This window comes from Cellulomonas biazotea (assembly GCF_004306155.1).
Taxonomy (GTDB): domain Bacteria; phylum Actinomycetota; class Actinomycetes; order Actinomycetales; family Cellulomonadaceae; genus Cellulomonas; species Cellulomonas biazotea.
The window spans coordinates 1-22124 of sequence record NZ_BIMR01000112.1; the positions used below are offsets into that span (position 1 = coordinate 1).

At 74.8% G+C, this 22124-nt stretch carries 20 protein-coding genes and 1 riboswitch; of the genes, 15 read left to right on the forward strand and 5 right to left on the reverse strand.

The genetic code is table 11. The annotated features are described in order from the left end of the window. Together CBZ_RS08790 and CBZ_RS08795 are read right to left on the reverse strand one after the other, a co-directional pair. On the reverse strand, nt 1-206 hold a 206-nt coding region (locus CBZ_RS08790; protein ID WP_218022736.1), incomplete at its 3' end, for a hypothetical protein. Nucleotides 207-604: 398 nt separating this feature from the next. Then, nucleotides 605-2896: a (Fe-S)-binding protein gene (locus tag CBZ_RS08795; protein WP_130781193.1), complete on the reverse strand. Its 2292-nt coding sequence runs from the start codon at nt 2894-2896 to the stop codon at nt 605-607. Nucleotides 2897-3066: 170 nt separating this feature from the next. Between CBZ_RS08795 and CBZ_RS08800 the strand changes: the two genes are divergently transcribed. The 8 genes from CBZ_RS08800 to CBZ_RS08835 all read left to right on the forward strand — a co-directional run bounded on the left by CBZ_RS08800 (nt 3067) and on the right by CBZ_RS08835 (nt 11717). Further along, nucleotides 3067-6099: a Na+/H+ antiporter subunit A gene (locus CBZ_RS08800; RefSeq protein ID WP_130781194.1), complete on the forward strand. Its 3033-nt coding sequence runs from the start codon at nt 3067-3069 to the stop codon at nt 6097-6099. A 5-nt stretch (nt 6100-6104) separates the two neighbouring features. Further along, nucleotides 6105-6593, forward strand: a complete 489-nt coding sequence (locus CBZ_RS08805; RefSeq protein ID WP_130781217.1) for a Na(+)/H(+) antiporter subunit C — start codon at nt 6105-6107, stop codon at nt 6591-6593. Then, nucleotides 6590-8230: a Na+/H+ antiporter subunit D gene (locus tag CBZ_RS08810; RefSeq protein WP_130781195.1), complete on the forward strand. Its 1641-nt coding sequence runs from the start codon at nt 6590-6592 to the stop codon at nt 8228-8230. Before CBZ_RS08805 ends, CBZ_RS08810 begins: the two co-directional genes overlap by 4 nt. After that, complete coding sequence (locus tag CBZ_RS08815) at nt 8227-8772, forward strand: Na+/H+ antiporter subunit E (protein WP_130781196.1); 546 nt, start codon at nt 8227-8229, stop codon at nt 8770-8772. The genes CBZ_RS08810 and CBZ_RS08815 overlap by 4 nt, the downstream gene beginning before the upstream one ends. Continuing rightward, the gene (locus CBZ_RS08820) at nt 8769-9158 is read left to right on the forward strand and encodes an MrpF/PhaF family protein (protein ID WP_130781197.1); all 390 of its coding nucleotides are present in this window, start codon (nt 8769-8771) and stop codon (nt 9156-9158) included. Before CBZ_RS08815 ends, CBZ_RS08820 begins: the two co-directional genes overlap by 4 nt. Continuing rightward, nucleotides 9155-9580: a monovalent cation/H(+) antiporter subunit G gene (mnhG, locus tag CBZ_RS08825; RefSeq protein WP_130781198.1), complete on the forward strand. Its 426-nt coding sequence runs from the start codon at nt 9155-9157 to the stop codon at nt 9578-9580. Before CBZ_RS08820 ends, mnhG begins: the two co-directional genes overlap by 4 nt. A gap of 66 nt (nt 9581-9646) precedes the next feature. Continuing rightward, on the forward strand, nt 9647-11143 hold the full coding sequence (locus tag CBZ_RS08830) for a phytoene desaturase family protein (protein ID WP_130781199.1): 1497 nt from the start codon (nt 9647-9649) through the stop codon (nt 11141-11143). Nucleotides 11144-11234: 91 nt separating this feature from the next. After that, nucleotides 11235-11717 carry a hypothetical protein gene (locus CBZ_RS08835; RefSeq protein ID WP_130781200.1) on the forward strand — a complete coding sequence of 161 codons (483 nt, stop codon included), beginning with the start codon at nt 11235-11237 and terminating at the stop codon, nt 11715-11717. Between the two features lie 6 nt (nt 11718-11723). On the opposite strand, the gene CBZ_RS08840 is transcribed toward CBZ_RS08835, so the two are convergent. Together CBZ_RS08840 and CBZ_RS08845 are read right to left on the reverse strand one after the other, a co-directional pair. Next, nucleotides 11724-12104 (reverse strand): nucleotidyltransferase family protein, encoded by a 381-nt coding sequence (locus tag CBZ_RS08840; RefSeq protein ID WP_218022737.1) that lies wholly within the window; start codon nt 12102-12104, stop codon nt 11724-11726. A gap of 10 nt (nt 12105-12114) precedes the next feature. After that, nucleotides 12115-12390 (reverse strand): DUF4235 domain-containing protein, encoded by a 276-nt coding sequence (locus tag CBZ_RS08845; protein ID WP_130781201.1) that lies wholly within the window; start codon nt 12388-12390, stop codon nt 12115-12117. Nucleotides 12391-12476: 86 nt separating this feature from the next. Then, nucleotides 12477-12606, forward strand: a riboswitch (TPP riboswitch). An 85-nt stretch (nt 12607-12691) separates the two neighbouring features. On the opposite strand from CBZ_RS08845, the gene CBZ_RS08850 reads away from it, so the two are divergent. The 4 genes from CBZ_RS08850 (at nt 12692) to CBZ_RS08865 (ending at nt 17650) form a co-directional block, all read left to right on the forward strand. Next, the gene (locus tag CBZ_RS08850) at nt 12692-13771 is read left to right on the forward strand and encodes a thiamine ABC transporter substrate-binding protein (protein WP_130781202.1); all 1080 of its coding nucleotides are present in this window, start codon (nt 12692-12694) and stop codon (nt 13769-13771) included. A gap of 3 nt (nt 13772-13774) precedes the next feature. After that, complete coding sequence (locus tag CBZ_RS08855) at nt 13775-15562, forward strand: ABC transporter permease (RefSeq protein ID WP_130781203.1); 1788 nt, start codon at nt 13775-13777, stop codon at nt 15560-15562. After that, nucleotides 15556-16752, forward strand: a complete 1197-nt coding sequence (locus tag CBZ_RS08860; RefSeq protein WP_165446710.1) for an ABC transporter ATP-binding protein — start codon at nt 15556-15558, stop codon at nt 16750-16752. The genes CBZ_RS08855 and CBZ_RS08860 overlap by 7 nt, the downstream gene beginning before the upstream one ends. A 130-nt stretch (nt 16753-16882) precedes the next feature. Beyond that, nucleotides 16883-17650, forward strand: a complete 768-nt coding sequence (locus CBZ_RS08865) for a hypothetical protein (RefSeq protein WP_130781205.1) — start codon at nt 16883-16885, stop codon at nt 17648-17650. Between the two features lie 4 nt (nt 17651-17654). Here CBZ_RS08865 and CBZ_RS08870 read toward each other — a convergent pair whose 3' ends face one another. Further along, the gene (locus CBZ_RS08870; protein ID WP_130781206.1) at nt 17655-18773 is read right to left on the reverse strand and encodes a GNAT family N-acetyltransferase; all 1119 of its coding nucleotides are present in this window, start codon (nt 18771-18773) and stop codon (nt 17655-17657) included. Nucleotides 18774-18944: 171 nt separating this feature from the next. On the opposite strand from CBZ_RS08870, the gene CBZ_RS08875 reads away from it, so the two are divergent. The 3 genes from CBZ_RS08875 (at nt 18945) to CBZ_RS08885 (ending at nt 22106) form a co-directional block, all read left to right on the forward strand. Next, the gene (locus CBZ_RS08875; protein ID WP_130781207.1) at nt 18945-19562 is read left to right on the forward strand and encodes a hypothetical protein; all 618 of its coding nucleotides are present in this window, start codon (nt 18945-18947) and stop codon (nt 19560-19562) included. Between the two features lie 89 nt (nt 19563-19651). After that, a complete protein-coding gene (locus tag CBZ_RS08880) occupies nt 19652-20902 on the forward strand; it encodes an Nramp family divalent metal transporter (RefSeq protein WP_130781208.1) in 1251 nt (416 codons plus the stop codon). 262 nt (nt 20903-21164) lie between these two features. Next, a complete protein-coding gene (locus CBZ_RS08885) occupies nt 21165-22106 on the forward strand; it encodes a type IV toxin-antitoxin system AbiEi family antitoxin domain-containing protein (RefSeq protein WP_130781209.1) in 942 nt (313 codons plus the stop codon). The last annotated feature ends 18 nt before the right edge of the window (nt 22107-22124 follow it).

A 22124-nucleotide genomic window follows, 5' to 3' on the forward strand; every position in this document is an offset into this window, starting at 1 on the left:
TCCGCCGCCACCGCGGGTGCGACGAGCGTGCCGCCGACGAGCGCACCCGCGGCGAGCAGCGCGGCCGCACCCCGGAGCGCCCGCCGTCGGCGGGGGACGGCGCCGAGCGAGCGGTCGTCGGCGCCGTCGGAGCCGTCGGCCCTGGGGGTGCCGTCGGGGACGGGCTGGTCGGGGGTCGCGGGCTGCGTCGGTGCGGTGCTGCGCATGAGGACTCCTTCTGCGGGCGGTCGCCCGGTGTCGAGGGCACGTCCGGTCGGTGCGGACCGGACGATGCGGACACGTCCACCGTCCCGGCCGCACCGGTGCGCCGACCATCCGGTCACCCGACGAGCCGACGGTGGGGCAGCCCCCCGGCCGCGCGCGTTCACGCGCCGCCGAGCTCGTCGCCTCGCGTCGAGTTCGTCACCTCGCGTCGAGTTCGTCAGCTGCGCCTCACGAAGTCGGCGCGAAGTGACGAACTCGCGGCCGTGGGGGCCGCACGACGACCGAGGCCGGCCCTCGCCGAGGTCTGCCCCGGCCGGGGGCGGCGTGGTGGGCGCGGGGCTCAGGGGTGGGGCGCAGGGAGTCGCGGAGCAGAGCCGCGATGCAGGCGGGTGGGCGGGGCTCAGGGGGTGGGGGCGCGCAAGGAGTCGCGGAGCAGGACGGCGATGTCGGCGACCTCGGGCACGCCGACGGCCGCGCGGGCGGGGGTGCCGTCCGCGGCGACGGCGGGAGCGCCCGCGGGTGCGTGGGTCCCGACGGGCTCGACGGCCGCACCGGCGGCGGCGACGGCCGCGACCCCGTCGGCGAGCATGACGGTGCAGTAGGGGCACGCGGTCGCGACGACGTCGGCGCCGGTGCCCATCGCCTCGCTCGCGCGGGTCGCGTTGATGCGGGTGCCGGTCGACTCCTCCATCCACATGCGCGCGCCGCCCGCGCCGCAGCAGAACGACGTCTCGCGGTTGCGGGGCATCTCGGCGAGCTCGACGCCGGGGATCGCGGCGAGCAGCTCGCGCGGGGGCGTGTAGACCTGGTTGTGCCGGCCCAGGTAGCAGGGGTCGTGGTAGGTGATGCGCTGGCCGGGCGCGGACGACGCGGCGTCGGCCGGGGGCTCGACGGGCACCAGCCGCCCGTCGGCGACGAGCCGGTTGAGCAGCTCGGTGTGGTGCAGGACCTCGAACCGGCCGCCGAGCTGCGGGTACTCCCGGCTGATGGTGTTGAAGCAGTGCGCGCAGGTCACGACGATGCGCTGCGCGCCGACCTCGGTGAGGACCTCGACGTTCTGCGACGCGAGCATCTGGTAGAGCAGCTCGTTGCCGGCGCGGCGGGCGGGGTCGCCCGTGCAGGTCTCGCCGTCGCCGAGGACGGCGAACGACACCCCGGCGGTGTGCAGCAGCTCGGCGACGGCCCGTGTCGTCTTCTTCGCGCGGTCCTCGTAGGCGCCGGCGCAGCCGACCCAGAACAGGTAGTCGACGTCGGCGGCGGACTCGACGTCGGCGCCGACGACGGGGACCTCGAAGTCGAGGCCCTTCGCCCAGTCGAGCCGGGCGCGCGCGGGCAGGCCCCAGGGGTTGCCCTGCCGCTCGAGCTTGGTGAACGTGCCGCCGAGCTCCTTGGGGAACGCCGACTCCATGAGCACCTGGTAGCGGCGGACGTCGACGATCGTGTCGACGTGCTCGATGTCGACGGGGCACTGCTGGACGCACGCGCCGCAGGTCGTGCACGCCCACAGCGCCTCGGGGTCGATGACGCCCGCGCCGACGAGGTCCACGCCCGCGTGCGGGTCGTCCTCGCCCGCTGCGCGGCGGTCGACCGGGGCCGCCTCGTCAGGCGTCAGCCCGCCTGCTGCGGCTGCCGCCCGCAGGTAGGGGGCCGTGGCGGCGGCGTGGTCGCGCAGGGAGAGCATGACGAGCTTGGGGGACAGGGGCTTGCCGGTCGCCCAGGCGGGGCACTGGTCCTGGCAGCGGCCGCACTCGGTGCACGTCGCGGTGTCGAGGAGCTGCTTCCAGGACAGGTCCTCGATCGCTCCCGCGCCGAGCCGCGCGTCGTCGGGCAGGTCCTCGAGCGCGGCGAGGTCGACGGCGGTGCCGTCGGCGAGGGTCAGCGGGGCGAGCGGGCCGAGGGCCGGCCCGCCCGCGGCCTCGCGGCGGGCGTACACGTTGACGACCGCGAGGAACCGGTGCCACGCGACACCCATCGTGGGCTGCAGGCCGACGACGACGAACCACGACATCGAGATCGCGATCTTCACGGTCGCGGCGACGACCACCGCGTCGCGCAGCACGTCCGTCGGCGCGCCCGCCCACCAGCCGCCGAACCACGCGGTGAGCGGGAAGTGCAGGCCCAGGCCGTCGTGGCCCTCCTGCGCGAGCAGCGCGTACTCCAGGCCCCGCAGCACCAGCACGGCCGCGACGACGGCGAACACCGTGGCCTCGACGAAGTACGCCTGCGCCTGGTTCGAGCCGAAGAACCGCGACCGGCGGCGCTGCGGCTCGTCGCCGCGCGGCGAGATGCGCAGGCGCAGGACGAACAGCGCGACGATGCCGACGAGCGCCGCCCACGCGAACGCCTCGATCACCCACTCGACGGGCCACAGGTGCCCGATGAGCGGCAGCGCCCACGTCGGGTCGACGACCTGCCCGTACCCGGCGACGAGCGTGAGGACGAGCAGCGGGAACGACACCATGACGACCCAGTGCGCGGCCCGCACGACGGGCCGGTGCTGGAACCGGCCGTGCCCGACGACCTCCCGCAGCAGCGTCGCGAGGCGCGTCCCGACGGGGCCGGAGCGGCCGGGGGCGGAGCGGCCGACGCGCACCGTCCGGACGATCGCGACGACCCCGCGGGAGAAGAGCGCGACCCCGACGACGGTCGAGACGACGACGATGCCGAGGCACACCCACTGCAGCGCGTTCACGCGCACACGGTAGTCGCCGGGCGGGCGCGCCCCCGGGACGTCCGCCCCGCGGCCGGCGCCGTCCTTGGGCGGTGCGTGAGAAGAGCATGGGAAATGGGTCGGTAGACTCTTGACCAACTCCTCAAGCCTCCCGACCGACCCCCCGCCCCCGACAGGACGGAGCCGGACGCGTGCTTCTGCTGCTCACCGTGCACCTCGCAGCAGCCCTTGCCGCGCCCGCTCTCGTCTCCGTGCTGGGGCGTCGTGCGTTCTGGGTGCTGGCCCTCGCGCCGGCCTCGGCGGCGGTGTGGGCGCTCACCTGGACGCAGCAGGTCCAGGCGGGCAAAGGACCCGTCGAACAGGTCGAGTGGATCCCCGCGCTGGGCCTGGAGCTGACGTTCCGGCTCGACACGCTGTCGTGGTTCATGACGCTCGTCGTCGGTGGCGTCGGGGCCCTCGTGCTCGTGTACTGCGCGGGCTACTTCTCGCCGACCGCGCACGGCCTGGGCCGGTTCGGCGGCGTGTTCGTCGCGTTCGCGGGGGCGATGCTCGGCCTGGTCACGGCCGACGACATGCTGCTGCTGTTCGTGTTCTGGGAGCTCACGACGGTGACGTCGTACGTGCTCATCGGCCACTACGCGGAACGCAAGGCCAGCCGGCGGGCGGCGATGCAGGCCATCGTCATCACGACGGCGGGCGGCCTCGCGATGCTCGTCGGCGTCGTGCTGCTCGGCGAGGCGGCCGGCACCTACCGGATGTCCGAGGTGATCGCGGACCCGCCCATGGGCGCCGCGACGACGGCCGCGATCGTCTGCCTCCTGCTCGGCGCGGCCACCAAGTCCGCGCTGCTGCCCTTCCACTTCTGGCTGCCCGCCGCCATGGCCGCGCCCACGCCCGTCAGCGCGTACCTGCACGCCGCCGCGATGGTGAAGGCCGGTGTCTACCTGGTCGCCCGGTTCGCGCCCGCGTTCGCGACGCAGCCCGTGTGGCGCTGGACGGTCGTCGTGCTCGGCTGCGGCACCCTGCTGCTCGGCGGCTACCGGGCGCTGCGGCAGCACGACCTCAAGCTCGTCCTCGCGTTCGGCACGGTCAGCCAGCTCGGCCTGCTGATCCTGCTCGTCGGGCTCGGCACGCAGGCGACCGCGCTCGCGGGCCTCGCGATGATCGGCGCGCACGCGATGTTCAAGGCGTCGCTGTTCCTCGTGGTCGGCGTCGTCGACGCGGCGACCGGGACGCGTGACCTGCGGCGGCTGTCCGGCGTCGGGCGCGAGCTGCCGCTGACGGCGCTCGCGGGCGGTCTCGCGACGGCGTCGATGATCGGGCTCATCCCGTTCGCGGGGTACGTCGCGAAGGAGGCCGGGCTCGAGGGGATCGTGCACCTCGACGAGGGTGCCCTCGGGACGGTCGTGCTCGTCGCGTTCTCCGTCGGGTCCGTCCTGACCGTCGCGTACGGGCTGCGGCTGTGGTGGGGCGCGTTCGCGACCAAGCCGGCCGTGGTCCCGGAGTCGACGGCCGGCGACCCCGCACAGGGCCCGCCCCTGCACGAGGGCGCCCACGAGGACGCGACCCCGGCACCGATCACGCACCCCACGCTCCTGCTCGTGTGGCCCGCGATGATCCTCGCCGTCCTCGGCCTCGCCGTCGCGCTGCTCCCGCAGCTCGGCGAGCACCTGCTCGCGCCCTACGCCGACACGTACCCGCTGGGCGAGCCCGGGCACCTGGTGCTGTGGGCCGGGTTCACGCCCGTCTTCGCGCTGACCGTCGGGATCCTCGCCGCCGGTGCGCTGCTGTTCGTCGTCCGCGCCCGTGTCGAGCGGTGGCAGTCCGGGCTGTACCGCGGGCCCGAGGCCGACAGTGTCTACCGCAAGTTCATGCGGCGGCTCGACGACCTCGCCGCCGACGTCACCGCCGTCACGCAGCGTGGTTCGCTGCCGCTCTACCTCGGCGTCGTGCTCCTCGTGTTCGTGGGGTCCGTCGCGGGCGTCATCCTCACGCAGACGACCGTGGCCGAGCCCGTCACGCGCTGGGACCACCCCGGGCAGCTCGTCTTCGCGGCCGTCGCGGTGACGTCCGCGATCCTCGCGGCGCGCGCCCGGCGGCGGCTCAAGGCCGTCATCCTCCTCGGCATCGGCGGGTACGCCGTCGCCGGCATCTTCCTGCTGCACGGCGCACCCGACCTCGCCCTCACGCAGGTCCTCGTCGAGACCGTGACGCTCGTCGTCTTCGTGCTCGTCCTGCGCCGCCTCCCCCCGTACTTCTCCGACCGCCCGCTCGCCGCGAGCCGGTGGGTGCGGCTCGGCCTCGGCCTCGCGGTCGGGCTCACCGTCGCCGGGATCGCGCTCGTCGCACCCGGGGCGCGCGTGCACGCGCCCGTGTCCGAGCACTTCGCGGAGGAGGCCGTCGCGTGGGGCGGCGGCAAGAACATCGTCAACGTCACGCTCGTCGACATCCGCGCGTGGGACACGATGGGCGAGATCTCCGTGCTGCTGGTCGCCGCGACCGGCGTCGCGTCGCTCGTCTTCCTGTCCCGGCGCGGCGGGGCGATCTTCCGTGCGGGCGACGCGCCCGACGACCGGGCCGTGTGGGGCGGCAGCGACGACCCGATGGCGGCGCTGCGCCGCCCGCCGGGCAGCACGCAGCAGCCCGCCCCGTCGTCCGCGTCGCGCGACCGCCTGTGGCTCAGCGCGGGCCGGACCCTCGCGCCGCAGCGACGGTCCGTGATCTTCGAGGTCGTCGTGCGGCTGCTGTTCCACACGATGCTCGTCTACTCGATCTACCTGCTGTTCTCCGGCCACAACGCACCCGGCGGCGGGTTCGCCGCGGGGCTCGTCACAGGCATCGCGCTCATCGTGCGCTACCTCGCGGGCGGGCGGTACGAGCTCGGCGAGGCGGCACCCGTGCAGCCCGGTCTGCTGCTCGGCCTCGGCCTGTTCCTGTCCGCGGGCGTCGGGCTGCTCGCACAGCTCGTCGGCGGGTCCGTCCTGCAGTCGTGGATCATCGACATCCACCTGCCCGTCGTGGGCGACATCCACCTCGTGACCAGCCTGTTCTTCGACGTCGGCGTCTACCTGGTCGTCGTCGGCCTCGTGCTCGACATCCTGCGCAGCCTCGGTGCCGAGATCGACCGGCGGGCCGAGACCGGTGAGGACGACCAGTCCGTCGACGAGGAGCTCGCCGAGGCGGACCGGCTGCTCGCCGAGAAGGTCGGGGGTGGCCCGTCGTGATCGACATGAGCCCCAACCTCGTCCTCGTCGTCGCGATCGCCGTGCTGTTCACCGTCGGCGTCTACCTGCTGCTCGAGCGCTCCCTGACGCGCGTCCTCATCGGCGTGATCCTGCTCGGCAACGGCGCCAACCTGCTGTTCCTCGTCGCCGGGGGCGCCGCGGGGCGGCCGCCGATCGTCGGCGCGACGCCCGAGGGGCAGATGAGCGACCCGCTGCCGCAGGCGATGGTCCTCACCGCGATCGTCATCACCCTCGGCCTGTCGGCGTTCCTGCTGGCCATGGCCTACCGGTCGTGGCAGCTGCACCGGCACGACGAGGTCCAGGACGACGTCGAGGACCGCCGCATCGCGCGGCTCGCGGCGATCGACGTCCGCGCCACGACCGACGCCGACACCGAGGGCACCGGACGTTCCATCGACGAGGAGGCCGCCGAGATCCGCGACGAGACCGACGAGGGCGCCCCCGCCCGCACCCCGGGGGAGGGCGAGCGATGACCGACTGGACCTGGCTCGTCCCGCTGCCCGTCGTCGTGCCGCTGTCCGCCGCGGGCCTCGCGCTCGCGCTGTACCGCCGCCCGACGATCCAGCGCATCGTCAGCGTCGCGGCGCTCACGATCGTCGTGATCGTGTCGGCCGCGCTGCTCGTCCTCGCGGACGACGGCCCGCTCGTCGTCGACGTCGGGGACTGGGCCGCACCCGTCGGGATCAACCTCATCGTCGACCGGCTGGCCGCCCTCATGCTCACGGTGTCGGCCACCGTCACGCTCTGCGTCCTGCTGTACTCGCTCGCGCAGGGCCAGGAGGACGACGAGGAGTCCGCACCGATCTCGATCTTCCACCCGACGTACCTGGTGCTGACGGCGGGCGTCGCGAATGCGTTCCTGTCCGGCGACCTGTTCAACATCTACGTCGGCTTCGAGATCCTGCTCGCCGCGTCGTTCGTGCTCCTCACGCTCGGCGGGACCCGCGAGCGCATCCGCGCCGGCACGATCTACGTCGTCATGGCGCTGCTGTCGTCCGTGCTGTTCCTCGTCGCCCTGGCCGCGACGTACGCCGCGACCGGCACGGTGAACCTCGCGCAGCTCGCGATCCGACTGCCCGAGATCGACCCCGGCGTGCGGCTGCTGCTGCAGGTGCTGCTGGTCCTCGCGTTCGCGATCAAGGCCGCCGTCTTCCCGCTGTCCGCGTGGTTGCCGGACTCGTACCCGACCGCGCCCGCACCCGTCACCGCCGTGTTCGCAGGCCTGCTCACCAAGGTCGGCGTGTACGCGATCATCCGCACGCAGACGCTGCTGTTCCCCGAGGGGCGGCTCGACGACGTCCTCATGTGGGCCGCGCTCGCGACGATGGTCGTCGCGATCCTCGGCGCCGTCGCGCAGGACGACATCAAACGTCTGCTGTCGTTCACCCTGGTCAGCCACATCGGGTACATGGTCTTCGGCATCGCCCTGTCCACCGACGCCGGGTGGACCGCCGCGATCTACTACGTCGCGCACCACATCACCGTGCAGACCGCGCTGTTCCTCGTCGTGGGGCTCGTCGAGCGCGTCGGCGGGTCCACGTCGCTCACCAAGCTCGGCGGGCTCGCGCGCCTCGCGCCCGTGCTCGCGATCCTGTTCTTCGTGCCCGCGATGAACCTCGCCGGGATCCCGCCGATGTCCGGTTTCCTCGGCAAGCTCGGCCTGCTGGAGGCGGGCGTGCAGGTCGGGACGCCGCTCGCGTACGTCCTCGTCGTCGGGTCGGTCGTCACCTCCCTGCTCACCCTGTACGCACTGGTCAAGGCGTGGAACAAGGCGTTCTGGCAGGTGCCCGAGGTCGAGCGGCCCCCGACCCGGCTGCCGTTCGGCATGGTCGGCCCCGCCGCCGCGCTCATCGTGTTCGGCCTCGGCCTGACCGTCGCCGCCGGACCCCTGTACGCGTACACCGAGCGGGCCGCCGCCGCCCTCGCCGAGCGCACGCCCTACGTCGAGGCCGTCCTGCCCGACGGGAAGCGCGGCAAAGGCGTGTCCGTCGACGTGACCGAGCAGGCCGCGTCCGACGCCGAGCACGGCGACGACGAGCCCGAGCCCGAGGCCGCGGGCGTCGCGCCCGCCGACGAGGCCGCACCCGCCGGGACGGGGGCCGGCGGATGAGCCTGCACCCGCGCCGGTCCCGGTGGCGCACCCAGTGGGCGACGGTCGTCTGGCTCACCGTCGTCTGGGTGCTGCTGTGGGGCGACCTGTCCGTCGGCAACGTCATCGCCGGCGCCGGCCTCGCGCTGCTCGTGACGACCGGGCTGCGCATGGCGCCCATCCAGTTCGGCGGCCGGGTCCGCCTCGGCGCGCTCGTCGTCCTCGTCGCGCGGTTCGTCGCCGACCTGGTCCGCGCGTCCGCCGAGGTCAGCCTCATCGCGCTGCGCCCCCGCTACACGCCGCACGGCGCCGTCATCGGGGTGCAGCTGCGCAGCCACTCCGACCTGTACCTCACGCTCACCGCCGAGCTGTGCTCGCTCGTGCCCGGGTCGCTCGTCGTCGAGGCGCACCGGCTCACCGGCATGCTGTACCTGCACGTGCTCGACGTCCGGGCCAGCGGCGGCATCGAGGCCGCCCGCCAGACCGTGCTCGACCAGGAGGAGCGCGTCCTGCGGGCGTTCGCGTCCGACGAGGAGCTGCTCGCCGCGGGGGTGGTCGCGTGATCGTCGTCGTGGTGGTGTGCACCGTGCTGCTCGCGCTCGGGGCCGCGTTCGCGATCGTCCGGGCCGAGAAGGGCCCGTCGATGCTCGACCGGACGATCGCGCTCGACGTGGTCGTCGCGACGATGATCGTCGGCGTCGCGCTCTACGCCGCGGTGAACCGGCGCGCCGACGTCGTGCCGATCCTCGTCGTCCTGTCGCTCGTGGGCTTCGTCGGGTCGGTGACGATCGCACGCTTCGCGTCCGTCGAGCCCGAGGGCGAGGGCCGGGTCCGCACGCGCGAGGAGATCGCCGCCGAGGAGGCCGCGCGCGCCGAGGAGACCCGCGCCGAGGAGCGGCACGAGCACGAGGAGCACCACGGCGGCGGCGCCGAGGGGGAGGTCCGATGAACCACTGGTGGGACACCCTCGCGGACGTCGTGTCGATGGTCTGCCTGCTCGGCGGGGCGCTGCTCGCGTTCGCTGCCGGCGTGGGCGCGCTGCGGTTCCCCGACCTGCTGGCCCGCATGCACGCCGCGACGAAGCCGCAGGTTCTCGGGCTCGTGCTGTGCCTCATCGGGCTCGCGCTGCGTCTGCGGTCCGGCGGTGCCGTGTGGGCGCTCGTCCTCGTCGCGGTCTTCCAGATGCTCACCGCGCCCGTCGCCGCGCACATGGTCGGCCGGGCCGGCTACCGCACGGGCAAGGTCCGCGGCGACCTGCTCGTCGTCGACGAGCTGACCGCCGACCTGGAGCGTGCCCGCACCGGACCGGACGGCGCGGGCCTCGACCCCGAGTCGGCCGTGGACGACGAGGACGACATCGGCCCGCGGTGACGCGCGTGGCGTCGCCGTGACGCGCCCGGCGTCGCCCGGGACGGCCCGAAGGGGTTGAATCGAGGGATGCACCGGGACGTCGTGGTCGTGGGGTCAGGACCCAACGGGCTCGCCGCCGCCGTCACGCTCGCCCGCGCCGGGCTGGGCGTCCTCGTCCTGGAGGCGCAGCCCACCGTCGGTGGGGGTGCCCGCACGCTCGACCTGGGCCTGGCCGACGGGGTCGTGCACGACCTGTGCTCCGCGGTGCACCCCATGGCGTGGGCGTCGCCGTTCTTCCGCGGGTTCGACCTCGCCGCCCGCGGCGTCGAGCTGCTGCGCCCCGAGGTGTCGTTCGCGCAGCCCCTGCCCGACGGGCGCGCGGGCGTCGCGTACCGCGACCTCGACCGGACGGCGGAGCGGCTCGGCGACGACGGCGACGCGTGGCGGTTCGTCGTCGGGCGGCTCGCGGAGCACGCCGACCACGTCGTGCGCGTCGCGATGGGCGACAAGCGCAGTCTGCCGCCCGGCCTGCTGCCCCGCGGCACGGGCACGGCGCTGCACTTCGGCCTGCAGGTCCTGGAGCAGGGCACCACGTGGGGGCGGCGGTTCTCGGGCGACGTCGCGCCCGCGCTCCTCACGGGCGTCGCCGCGCACGCGATCACGCCCCTGCCGTCCCTCGCGGCCGCCGGGACGGCGCTGCTGCTCGCGTCCCTCGGGCACGCCGGACCCGGCTGGGTCATCCCGCGCGGCGGGTCCGGGTCGATCGTCGCGGCCCTCGTCGACGACCTCGTCGCGCACGGCGGGGAGATCGTCACCGACCACCCCGTGCGCACGTGGGACGACATGCCGCCCGCGCACGCCCACCTGTTCGACACCACGCCCCGCACCGTCGTGGAGGTCCTCGGCGACCGCCTCCCGCGGCACGCCCGCGAGTCGTTGGAGGGCTTCCGGTACGGCAACGCCGCCGCGAAGGTCGACTTCGTGCTGTCCGAGCCCGTGCCGTGGGCCGACCCCGAGGTGCGGCGCGCCGGGACCGTGCACGTCGGCGGGACGCGCGACGAGATGATCGCCGCCGAGGCAGCCGTGCACGCCGGGCAGCACGCCGAGCGGCCCATGACGCTCGTCAGCGACCCGACCGTCGTCGACGACTCCCGCGTCGTCGGCGGGCTGCGGCCCCTGTGGTCGTACGCGCACGTCCCCGCGGGGTCCGACGTCGACGTGACCGAGGCCGTCACCGCGCACGTCGAGCGGTACGCGCCCGGGTTCCGCGACGTCGTCGTCGCCTCCCGGTGCATCCCCGCCGCGCACATGAGCCGGCACAACCAGAACTACGTCGACGGCGACATCTGCGCGGGCGCCACCACGATGTGGCAGATGTTCGCCCGCCCCACGGCCCGCCGCGACCCCTACGCGACCGGCCGCGACGGCGTCTACCTGTGCTCCGCGTCCACCCCGCCCGGCCCCGGCGTGCACGGCCTGTCCGGCTGGTTCGCGGCCCGACGCGTCCTGCGGGAGGTCTTCAACACCGCCGTCCTGCCGTCCCTCGCGCCCGACCGGACCGCCGAGGTGTGGCCGGCCATCTGACGGCCTGACCTGGGACCTCATGCCCATGCGACCCCGCGTCGCGCCGTGGGACCGTCGCCCGACCGTGAACGACGCCCCGGAGGTCCGACCGATGCACGTCCGCGTGATCGAGCTGCCCGCGTGCCTCATGGCCACCACCGGCCCCAGCCCCGACGCCGACCCGTTCGCCGACGACGGGCTGCTCACCCGGTTCGACGCGTGGTTCACGGCCCGCACCGAGCCGCTGCCGCTCGCCCCGCGCGACCTCATGTGGTTCGACGACGACGCCGAGGCCCTCGCGTGGGGCTACCTGCTCGGCCCCGACGACGACGGCAGCCCGTGGGACGTCGTCCCGTTCCCGGGCGGGCTCTACGCCGCCGCGGTGTGCCGCGACCTCGACGACCAGGACGGTGAGCGCGTCCTCGCGGACCTGCGCGACTGGGTGGACGCGTCACCGCTCGACGCCGACGAGTCCGCCGCACGTCCGGTGCTGTTCCGCATCACGACACCGCAGGCCGTCGCCGACCTGCTCGGGCACCACCAGATGGAGCTCCTCGTCCCCTGCCGCCTCCCCGCCGCGATGACCGACGCCTGACCGACGTCAGACGACGACGGCGTCGTCGAGCGCCGAGGGAGCGACGTGGTCCCCGAGAGCAGGCCGAGAGGCGACGTCCACGCGCTCGCCGAGGATCTCCTCGAGGTCGCGCGTCAGGCCGATCAGGGGAAGCAGCCCGACCACCCGCACGTCGAGGTCGACGAGGAAGTCGACGTCGGAGTCCGGGCCGTCCTGTCCGCGGGCCACGGACCCGAAGACCTCGATGCGGGTGGCACCCGCTCGTCGTGCCGCGGCACGGATCTGCGCACGATGTCGCTGGACCTTGGCGAGGCGACCCGAGCGCGGGTCGTCCGTGCCGTCCACGAGTTCGGCGTCCTCGTCCTGGCGCGCGCCCTCGGCGGCACGCCCCCCGCTAGGTTCGCTCACTGCGGGCGACCTAGTCGACCAGCTCGCGGCCCGCGCTCGTCCGGGCCGTGAACGTGGCGGTGCCGCGGGTTGCGAGGACGCGCGCGACGGCGACCAGCGCCCCGGTGATCGCGGCGGCCGCGATGACCTCGCCGAGGCGGGCGTCGCCCTCGTCCTCGGGCTTCGGCGGCTTGTGGCCGGACGCGGCCTTCCACGACTGCGTGACGATCTGCTGCGCGACCCAGGCGGCGCCGAGCGCGGCACCGACACCCACGAGCTTGGCGATGGTCGACTGCTTGTCAGGCACGGGTGAACCTCCGGGGGTCAGGGCGGGCTGCGTCCACGCTAGCCGCACGGGTGCTCCGCCGCTGGTCGGACGGGCGTAGGATCACGGGCGAACGACAGGGGAGCGTCACGTCGCCGGCAGCCCCGCCGACGGCCAGGGCGCTGAGAGTGCGGACCACCGCAGACCCTCGAACCTGATCCGGCTCACACCGGCGTAGGGAGTCGGGCTTCTCAGTCTCCGCGGTCGTCGTCGGCGTCCCCGCGGGGGCTCCGGGCGGCGCACGCGGTGACCCCCTCCTGCTGACGAAGGAGGAGCACCACCCATGGCGAGCACGTCCCGCCGTACCGTCCCCGTCCTCGCGCCCCTGGCGGCGCTGGCCCTCGTCGCGCTCGCGGGCTGCTCCGCGGTCGGCGGCGACGACCCCGCACCGGCCGCGTCGGGCGGTGGCACCGTCACGCTGGTCACGCACGACTCGTTCGGGCTGTCCGACGGGCTGCTGGAGTCCTTCGAGGAGGAGTCGGGCCTGACCGTCGAGGTCGTGCAGCCCGGCGACGCCGGCACGCTCGTCAACCAGCTCGTCCTGACGAAGGACGCCCCGCTCGGCGACCTGGTGTTCGGGGTCGACAACACGTTCGCGTCGCGCGCGATCGCGGAGGGTGTCGTCGAGCCGTACACGTCGTCGGCGCCCGCAGCGGAGGACGCCGCGACGTACGCCGTCGACGGGTCGGACGCCCTGACGGCCGTCGACTTCGGCGACGTGTGCCTCAACGTCGACCACGCCTGGTTCGCGGAGCACGGCGTCGCGGAGCCGACGACGCTCGACGACCTCACGCTGCCCGAGTACAAGGACCTGCTCGTCGTGCCCAGCGCCGTGACGTCCTCGCCCGGCCTCGCGTTCCTGCTCGCGACGGTCGGCGCGAAGGGCGAGGACGGCTGGCAGGCCTACTGGACGGCCCTCGCCGCGAACGGCGTCAAGGTCGCGCAGGGCTGGTCCGACGCGTACTACACGGACTTCAGCGGCGGCGGTGGCGGTGGCCCGCGGCCGGTCGTGCTGTCGTACGCGTCGTCGCCGCCGTTCACCGTCCCCGAGGGCGGCAACTCCCCGACGACGGGTGCGCTGCTCGACACGTGCTTCCGGCAGGTCGAGTACGCGGGCGTCCTCGCGGGCGCCGCGAACCCCGACGGTGCGCAGCAGCTCCTCGACTTCCTGCTGTCCGACGACGTCCAGGCCGACATCCCCGGCTCGATGTACATGTACCCGGTCAGCACGGCCGTCGACCTGCCCGAGGAGTGGGCCCGGTGGGCGCCGCTCGCCGACGCGCCGTTCGAGGTCACGCCCGCCGACGTCGACGCGCACCGCGAGGAGTGGTTGAGCGCGTGGTCGGAGATCGTCACGGGCTGACCGATGACCGCGACGCTCGCGCCGCCCGGCGCCCCGCCCCCGACCGACGCACCCGCCCACGGTGCGCCGGGCGGGGGCGCGCGTCGCCGCGGACCGCGCGCGTCGGCGGGGGTCGTCGCGTTCTGGTGCGCGGCGGTCGCCGTGCCGCTGCTGTTCCTCGGGGTGTTCTTCGCCTGGCCTGTGGTCGTCATGGTCGGGCGCGGGTTCGTCGTCGACGGTGCGCTCGACCTGTCGGGGTTCGTCGACGTGTTCTCGCGGCCGCGGACGTGGCGGATCGTCGGGCTGACCCTCGCGCAGGCGTCGATCGCGACCGTCGTGTCCGTCGGGCTGGGCGTGCCCGGCGCGTACGTGCTGTACCGCCGCACGTTCCGTGGCCGGACCGCGGTGCGCGCCCTGGTCACCGTGCCGTTCGTGCTGCCGACCGTCGTCGTCGGCGTCGCGTTCCGGTCGCTGCTCGTCGACGGCGGGCCGCTCGGGTTCCTGCGGCTCGACGGGACGTTCGCGGCGATCGTCGCGGCCCTCGTGTTCTTCAACTACGCGGTCGTCGTGCGGGCCGTGGGCGGGCTGTGGGAGCGGCTCGACCCGCGTGCCGAGCAGGCCGCCCGGGCCCTGGGCGCGTCACCGTGGCGGGCGCTGCGGACGGTCACGCTGCCCGCGCTGGCCCCCGCGATCGCGTCGGCCGCGTCGCTCGTGTTCCTGTTCTGCGCGACGGCGTTCGGGACCGTCCTCGTCCTGGGCGGCATGCGGTTCGGCACCATCGAGACCGAGATCTGGGTGCAGACCACCCAGTTCCTCGACCTGCGCGCCGCCGCGGTGCTGTCCGTCGTGCAGCTCGTCGTCGTCGCGGGTGCGCTGCTCGTCGCCGGTCGCGCCCGGGCCCGCCGCGAGCGCGCCCTCACGCTGTCCGAGCCGGTCACCGCCGTCCGCCCGCTCACCCTGCGCCGACCCGCCGGGGTGCCGCGCGGCGACGGCCACGGGCTCGACCTCGCCGCCGCCGCCCTCACCGCGGTCGTCGTCGCGCTGCTCGCCCTGCCGCTCGTCAACCTCGTCGTGCGGTCGCTGCGCACCGACGACGGCTGGGGCCTCGACCACTACGCGGCCCTCGCGACGCCCGCCGACACCCTCGGCGTCAGCGCGCTCGACGCGACCGTCACGTCGCTGCGGGTCGCCCTCGACGCCACCGTCCTCGCGCTCGTCGTCGGCGGGCTCGTCGCGCTCGTCGTGTCCCGACGCCCGCGCCGGACCGTCGGGCGGCACGCCGTCGCCGGCCTCGACGCGCTGTTCATGCTGCCCCTCGGGGTGTCCGCGGTGACCGTCGGCTTCGGCTTCCTGCTGTCGATGCACCGGCCCTTCGGGCTGGACCTCGACCTGCGCACGTCGGCCGTCCTCGTGCCGGTCGCGCAGGCCGTCGTCGCCGTGCCGCTCGTCGTGCGGACCGTCCTGCCCGTCCTGCGTGCGCTCGACCCCCGCCTGCGGGAGGCCGCCGCGACGCTCGGCTCCGGGCCCGGCCGCGTGCTGGCGACCGTCGACCTGCCCGTCGCGGCCCGGTCCCTCGGGCTCGCCGTCGGGTTCGCGTTCGCGGCGTCGCTCGGCGAGTTCGGCGCCACGTCGTTCCTCGCCCGCCCCGACCGTCCGACCCTGCCCGTCGTGATCTTCCGGCTCATCGGCCGGCCCGGCGAGCACCACTACGAGATGGCGCTCGCGGCGTCCGTCGTCCTCGCGGTCCTCACCGCCGGGGTCGTCGCCGCGTGCGAGCGGCTGCGGGCGTCGAGCCCCGGAGGTGACTGGTGACCGGTCTGCAGGTCCGCGACGTCGTCGTCCGCTACCCGGCGGGACGGCGCGACGTCACGACCGCCGTCGACGGGGTGTCGCTCGACGTCGCCCCCGGGGAGGTCGTCGCGCTGCTCGGCCCGTCCGGGTGCGGCAAGTCGTCGCTGCTGCGTGCCGTCGCGGGGCTCGAGCCGCTCGCCGCCGGGTCGGTCGCGTTCGACGGCGAGCCCGTCGACGACGTGCCCGTGCACCGCCGCGGGTTCGGCCTGATGTTCCAGGACGGGCAGCTCTTCGCGCACCGGGACGTCGCGGGGAACGTCGCGTACGGCCTCGCGGGGCGGCGCACGGCCGGGCGCGGGTCGGGTCAGGGACGGGGAGACGACGGCCGGCCGTGGGCGGCCGGGGACCGCGCCGCGCAGGTCGACGCGCTGCTCGACCTCGTCGGGCTCGGCGGCTACGGCCCGCGACCCGTCGCCACCCTGTCCGGCGGTGAGCGGCAGCGCGTCGCGCTCGCGCGCGCCCTCGCGCCCCGACCCCGGCTGCTGCTGCTCGACGAGCCGCTGTCCGCGCTCGACCGGTCCCTGCGCGAACGCCTCGCCGTCGACCTGCGCGCCGCGCTCGTCGCCACGCGCACGACCGCCGTCCTCGTCACGCACGACCAGGACGAGGCGTTCGCCGTCGCCGACCGTGTCGCCGTCATGGACCGTGGGCGGCTGCTGCAGGTCGGCACCCCCGCCGACCTGTGGCACCGGCCCGCCGGGCGGCGGGTCGCGGAGTTCCTCGGGTACGAGGCGTTCGTGCCCGTCGACGCCGACGCGGCGCAGCCGCTGCGGCGCGCGCTCGACGACCGCGGGCGGGGCGTCGGGGCCGGTGCGGTCCTCGCGCTGGCCGAGGGGGCGTTCGTCGTCGACGCGGCGCGGGGGGCGGGTGCGCGGGGCTCCGTCCGGGCGGCTGGGGGCGCCGTTGCCGGGGCCGCCGAGGTTGCCGGGGCCGGCGGGGTCGGGGCCCAGGTCGAGGACGGGGCGGTCAAGGGAACCGTCCTGGGCGTCACCTCGCGGCGCGGACGGTCCGAGGTGCGGGTCGACGTCGACGGGATCGGCGCCGTCACCGCGCTCGCGCCCGTCGGGGTGCGGCTCGACCCGGGGAGCGTCGTCGCGCTGTCCGTCGAGGCCGACGCCGTCGCGGCGCTGCCCCTCGACGGCACCGCCTGACCGGTCCCGCGGCCCCACGCGCGGGGCCGCGCCGACCTGCTGAGGCGCGCGCGGGCGGGTCCGGATACGGTCGGAAGTGTCCGGCGTCGGACGACGACGCACGGCACCGACGACGCCGAGGTGATGCCCGATGACGCTCGACCGCCGCGAGATCGTGTCGCTCGACCTCCCCGCCGACCTGCACACCGTGTGGGCGCACCTGCGCGAGCCGGACCTGGTGCGACGCTGGTTCGGCTGGGACTACGACGGGCTCGACGCCGAGATCCGCGACTACTTCGTCGGGTCCCCGGTCGTGGGGCAGAGCGCCGACGGCGACAACCTCGTGCACACCCTCACGACGCCGAGCCACGACGTCCTCGCGGTCACCGCCGCGTCGCACGACCCCGGCCACACGCGCCTGACGATCACCCGCAGCAGCCACGACGGGCTCGCGTCCTACGACGGCGTGTACGACCCCATCGACGAGGGCTGGATCCAGTTCGCGCAGCAGCTGCGGTTCGCGCTGCGCGCCCACCGCGGCCAGGAGCGGCGGACGTTGTCGGTGTTCGGCCTCGACGCGGGCGACCGGCGCGACCGGCTCCTCGACCGGGCGGGCCTGCACGGCGTGCGCGGCATCCCGGTCGGCGGGCACGTGCAGGCGCGACGCCCCGACGGGACGCTGCTCGGCGGGACGCTCGTCTACAAGGAGGAGCACCAGTTCGGGCTGCAGCTGCACGGCATCACCGAGTCGTTCCTCGTCATCCTCGAGACGCCCGTCGCGAGCCACCCGCCGCACGGGACCGTCGGGGCCGTGCTGTCGACGTACGGGATCGACGAGTCGACGTTCGCCGAGGTCGAGGAGCGGTGGTCGGGCTGGTGGAGCCGGTCGCAGCCGTCAGGCACCGCGGTCGGCGCCTGACGGGTCAGTCGGTGCCGTCGAGGCGCAGCTGCCACTCCCCGGAGCCGCCGGCCGGGCGGAAGCCCAGGTCGATGTTGATGCGGAGCATGTAGGAGTTCTCCTCCGCGTTCCACGTCGCGATCCGGCGTGCGGCGGGGCGGACCTCGGCGAGCCGCTGGAGGTTCGCGGCCTTGACCAGCAGGCCGAGCCGTCGGCCGCGGTGCTCCTTGAGGACGAGCGTGTCCTCCTGGTGCACGAACTCCTCGTTGTCGGGCGGCAGCATGAGCGTCGTGTACGCGGCGAGCGTGCGCGTCGGGACGTGCTCCGCGGCGGCGACGACGAGCTCGATGCCGCGGTCGACGAACTGCGCCTCGGTCCGGCGGATCCGCTCCGCGTCCCAGACGTCCTCCTCGAAGTCGAGACCGCCGAGGGGGACGTCGGTGCTCATGCGCGTGTTGAGCTTCGCGTACTCGTCGACCCACTCGTCGGGGGCGTGCGAGCCCCAGTGCACGACGCGGTACTCGTCGCCGGCGTGCTCCTGCGCCGCGGCGCGGTGCCGGGCCAGGATGTCGGGGTCGACCGGCACGGGCAGGACGGACCGGCGGGCGACCTGCTCGAGCTGCCAGCCACGGGACGCGACGAACCGCACCGCCGGGTCCTGCGCGGCGACCCGGCCCGTGCCCGTCGACGGGACCAGCGTCGCAGGGCCCTCCGCGGGCTCGTCGAGCTGGTCCGTGCTCCCCGTGAGCGCCCGCCGGCCGGCCTCGCGGGCCCGGCGCAGCGCCTCGTCGTGCAGCGCCCCGCCGATGCCCCGGCTGCGGTACGGCGCGAGGACGCCGACCTCGACGTGCGCGGTGTGCGTGTTCTCCCGCAGCGGCAGGTTCATCGCGAGGTACGCGAGCGGCGTGCCCGCGGGACCGTCGGGGCCGTCCTCGTCGGACGTCACGAGCAGCCGGTCCTTGCGGACGTACGCCTGGTCGCGCAGCGAGCCGAGGATCTCCTGCGGCGTGCGGTCGTAGTCGCGCGTGCCCCACTCGTGCGCGATGACGTCGTTCGTCACCCGGGTGAGCGCGAGCAGCGGTCCCGCGTCGGGGGCGTCCACGGACGCGGGGACGGGGACCTCGTGCATCGACCATGACGTCATGCGTCCACGATGCTCCTCGGGTCGGGCGTGGGGCGAGGCAATTCCGGGCGCGGTCGTCGCCGTCAGGGGCAGCGCCGGGCCGGCGCGGTCGTGCCCTCTCGGCGGTGCCCGTCGGGCCGGCGTGAGGTGCGGTCCCGGGTCCCGTGGGCCCCGAGCGGCGATACTGCGGGCATGCTGTGGCTGGAAGTCGTCGGGTGGGCCGGGTCGGTCCTCGTGGTCGTGTCCCTCATGCAGGCGCGGGTCCTGCGGTTCCGGGTCCTCAACCTCATCGGTGCGGTGCTCGCCACCGGGTACAACGCCGCGTTCGGGATCTGGGCGTTCGCCGTGATGAACGGTGCGATCGCGATCATCGACGTGTACTGGCTCGTGCGGCTGCTGCGCGAGCGGCACGACGAGCGCGCGTACACCGTCGTCGACGTCGGCCGCGACGACGCGTACCTGCGGCACTTCCTCGGCGTGCACGGCGAGGAGATCGCCCGCTTCCAGCCCGGGTTCGCCCTCGCCGACGACGCGCACGGGTTCCTCGTGGCGCGCGGCGACGAGGTCGTCGGCGTCGTCGTGGTGCGGGACGTCGGCGACGGCGTGGGGCTCGTCGACCTCGACTGGGTGACGACGCGGTTCCGCGACTTCACGCCCGGCGAGTTCGTGTACCGGCACAGCGGCGTGTTCGCCGCGCACGGGCTGCGCGTGCTGCAGGTCGAGCCTGCGCCGCAGATGCGCGAGTACTTCGCGAAGGTCGGGTTCACGCCGGGGGCGACGCGGTGGGTGCGCGAGGTCGAGGCGGCCTGAGCCCTCGCCCGTCCTGACGCGTCGCAGACGCGAGGATCCGGTCGTCCGGGTATAGAGTTTCGGGTACCCGAACTTTCCTGGAGGACGCCGTGACCCGAGTCGACGTCGAGCGCGGGGCGACGACGCCCACCCGCTCGCTGCGGCGCACCCCGCTGCTCCTCGGACCCGCGTTCGTCGCCGCCATCGCCTACGTCGACCCCGGCAACGTCGCCGCCAACCTCACCGCCGGCGCCCGCTACGGGTACCTGCTGCTGTGGGTGCTCGTCGCCGCCAACGTCATGGCCGTGCTCGTCCAGTACCAGTCGGCCAAGCTCGGGCTCGTCACCGGCGACTCCCTGCCCGGCGTGCTCGGCAAGCGCATGCGCCGCGGACCGCGGCTCGCGTTCTGGGGGCAGGCCGAGCTCGTCGCCGCCGCGACCGACATCGCCGAGGTCGTCGGCGGTGCCATCGCCCTCCAGCTCCTGTTCGGCGTCCCGCTGCCCCTCGGCGGGCTCATCGTCGGTGTCGTCTCCATGGTGCTGCTCGCCACCCAGAACGTGTACGGCCAGCGCCGGTTCGAGGCCGTCGTCGTCGCCCTGCTCGCCGTCATCACCGTCGGCTTCCTCGCGGGCCTGCTGGTCAGCCCGCCCGACGCCCGCGGCGTCCTGTCCGGGCTCGTGCCCCGGTTCGACGGCACCGACTCCGTGCTCCTCGCCGCGTCCATGCTCGGTGCGACCGTCATGCCGCACGCCATCTACGTGCACTCCGCCCTCGTCCGCGACCGGCACGGCCACGCGCCCGCCGGCGAGGGCCGCGTCCACCTGCTGCGCGCCACCCGCTGGGACGTCGGCGGGGCGCTCGTCATCGCCGGCGTCGTCAACATCGGCCTGCTGCTGCTCGCCGCGTCCAGCCTGCGCGGTGTCGAAGGCACCGACACGATCGAGGGAGCGCACGCCGCGATCGTCAGCGCGCTCGGCCCCGGCATCGGCATCGCGTTCGCCGTCGGCCTGCTCGCCTCCGGGCTGGCGTCCACGTCCGTCGGCGCCTACGCCGGCGCGACGATCATGGAGGGCCTGCTGCACCGGCAGTTCCCGCTGCTCGCCCGGCGCGTCGTCACCCTCGTCCCCGCGATCGTCCTGCTCGCCGTCGGCGCCGACCCCACGTGGACCCTCGTCCTCAGCCAGGTCGTCCTGAGCTTCGGCATCCCGTTCGCCGTCATCCCGCTGGTCCGTCTGACCCGCGACCGCACCCTCATGGGCGCCGACCGCAACGGGCCGTGGCTGCACGCGGTCCTGGTCCTGGTCGTGGCCCTGGTCGTCGCCCTCAACCTCACCCTCCTGACCCTCCTCCTCCTGGGCTGACCGCGTCGGCCCCTCCCCCCCCCCACACGCCACCCCCACGCGCCCACCCCGCCCTCGAGGTCGTCAGCTCGGGCCGAGTTCGCTTGTCGTAGTCGGCGAACTCGGACCGAGTCGGCGAACTCGGAGCGAGGCGGCGAACTCGGTGGCCGGCGGGGAGGTCGATCTGTGGTGAGCGGTGCACAGGGGTGTCGGGTCGGCGGTGTCCTCACAGGTTTGCTCGGTCGGCGGGGTGTCGGGGTGGTCGTGATGCGAGCGTCCGGGGATGCCTCGCCGCCCCGGTGACCTCCTCGTCCCCACGCCCGGCCGACGCCCTGACGTCATCCGGGCAGCCGAGCGACCGCCGGACGAGGTGCGTCGCCACGTCCGCAGCGGGCAGTGGGAGCGGGTGGCCCGCGGGGTCTACCTGCCCACCGCCGCTGCCGACGAGCCGGGGGCCGCGCGTGCCCGCGCGGTCGAGCACGCGCGCATCGTGGGGATCCACGAGCGGCTCGCCGCGCCGCACTGGTTCTCGCACGAGTCGGCGGCGCTGGTCTGGGGCCTGCCCCTCTGGCGGCTGCCGGCGGCGACGCACGTCCTCCATCAGCACCGCCGTGGCCTGGGCGCCGACCCGGTGGTCCGGTGGCACCACGGATGCCCGACCGAGCGCGACCGGGCGGTGCTCGACGGACTGCCCGTGACGTCGCTCGCGCGCACCGTCGTCGACTGCGCGGCCGCGCTGCCTGCTCTCCACGGGCTCGTCGTCGCGGACGCGGCCCTGCGAGCGGGCGTCGACCCGGAGGTGCTCGCGATGCTGCTCGACGAGCGGGCCGGGCGCCGGGGCGTCCACCGTGCGCGCGCCGTCGTCGGGGCCGCGGACGGCGGGGCGGAGTCCGCGGGAGAGTCGGGTACCCGCTACCTCCTGCTCCGAGCCGGTCTGCCGGCGCCGACCACCCAGGTCCGCGTCGCGACCCGGCTCGGAAGCTACTGGGGTGACCTCGGGTGGGAGGAGTGGCGGCTGCTCCTCGAGTACGACGGCCGGTCCAAGTACCGCGCGGACGCCGACGCCCTCGCCCGCGAGAAGCGGAGGCACGACGCGATCGTCGAGGCGGGGTGGCGGGTCCTCCGTGTCACGAAGGAGGACCTCGTGCGGGGCGACCTGGTGTCCCGCGTCCATCGTCTGATTCCCCAGCCGACGCCGCTCACGCCGCGCCGTTACCTCCAGTAGGGGCGTCGAGTTCGCCGG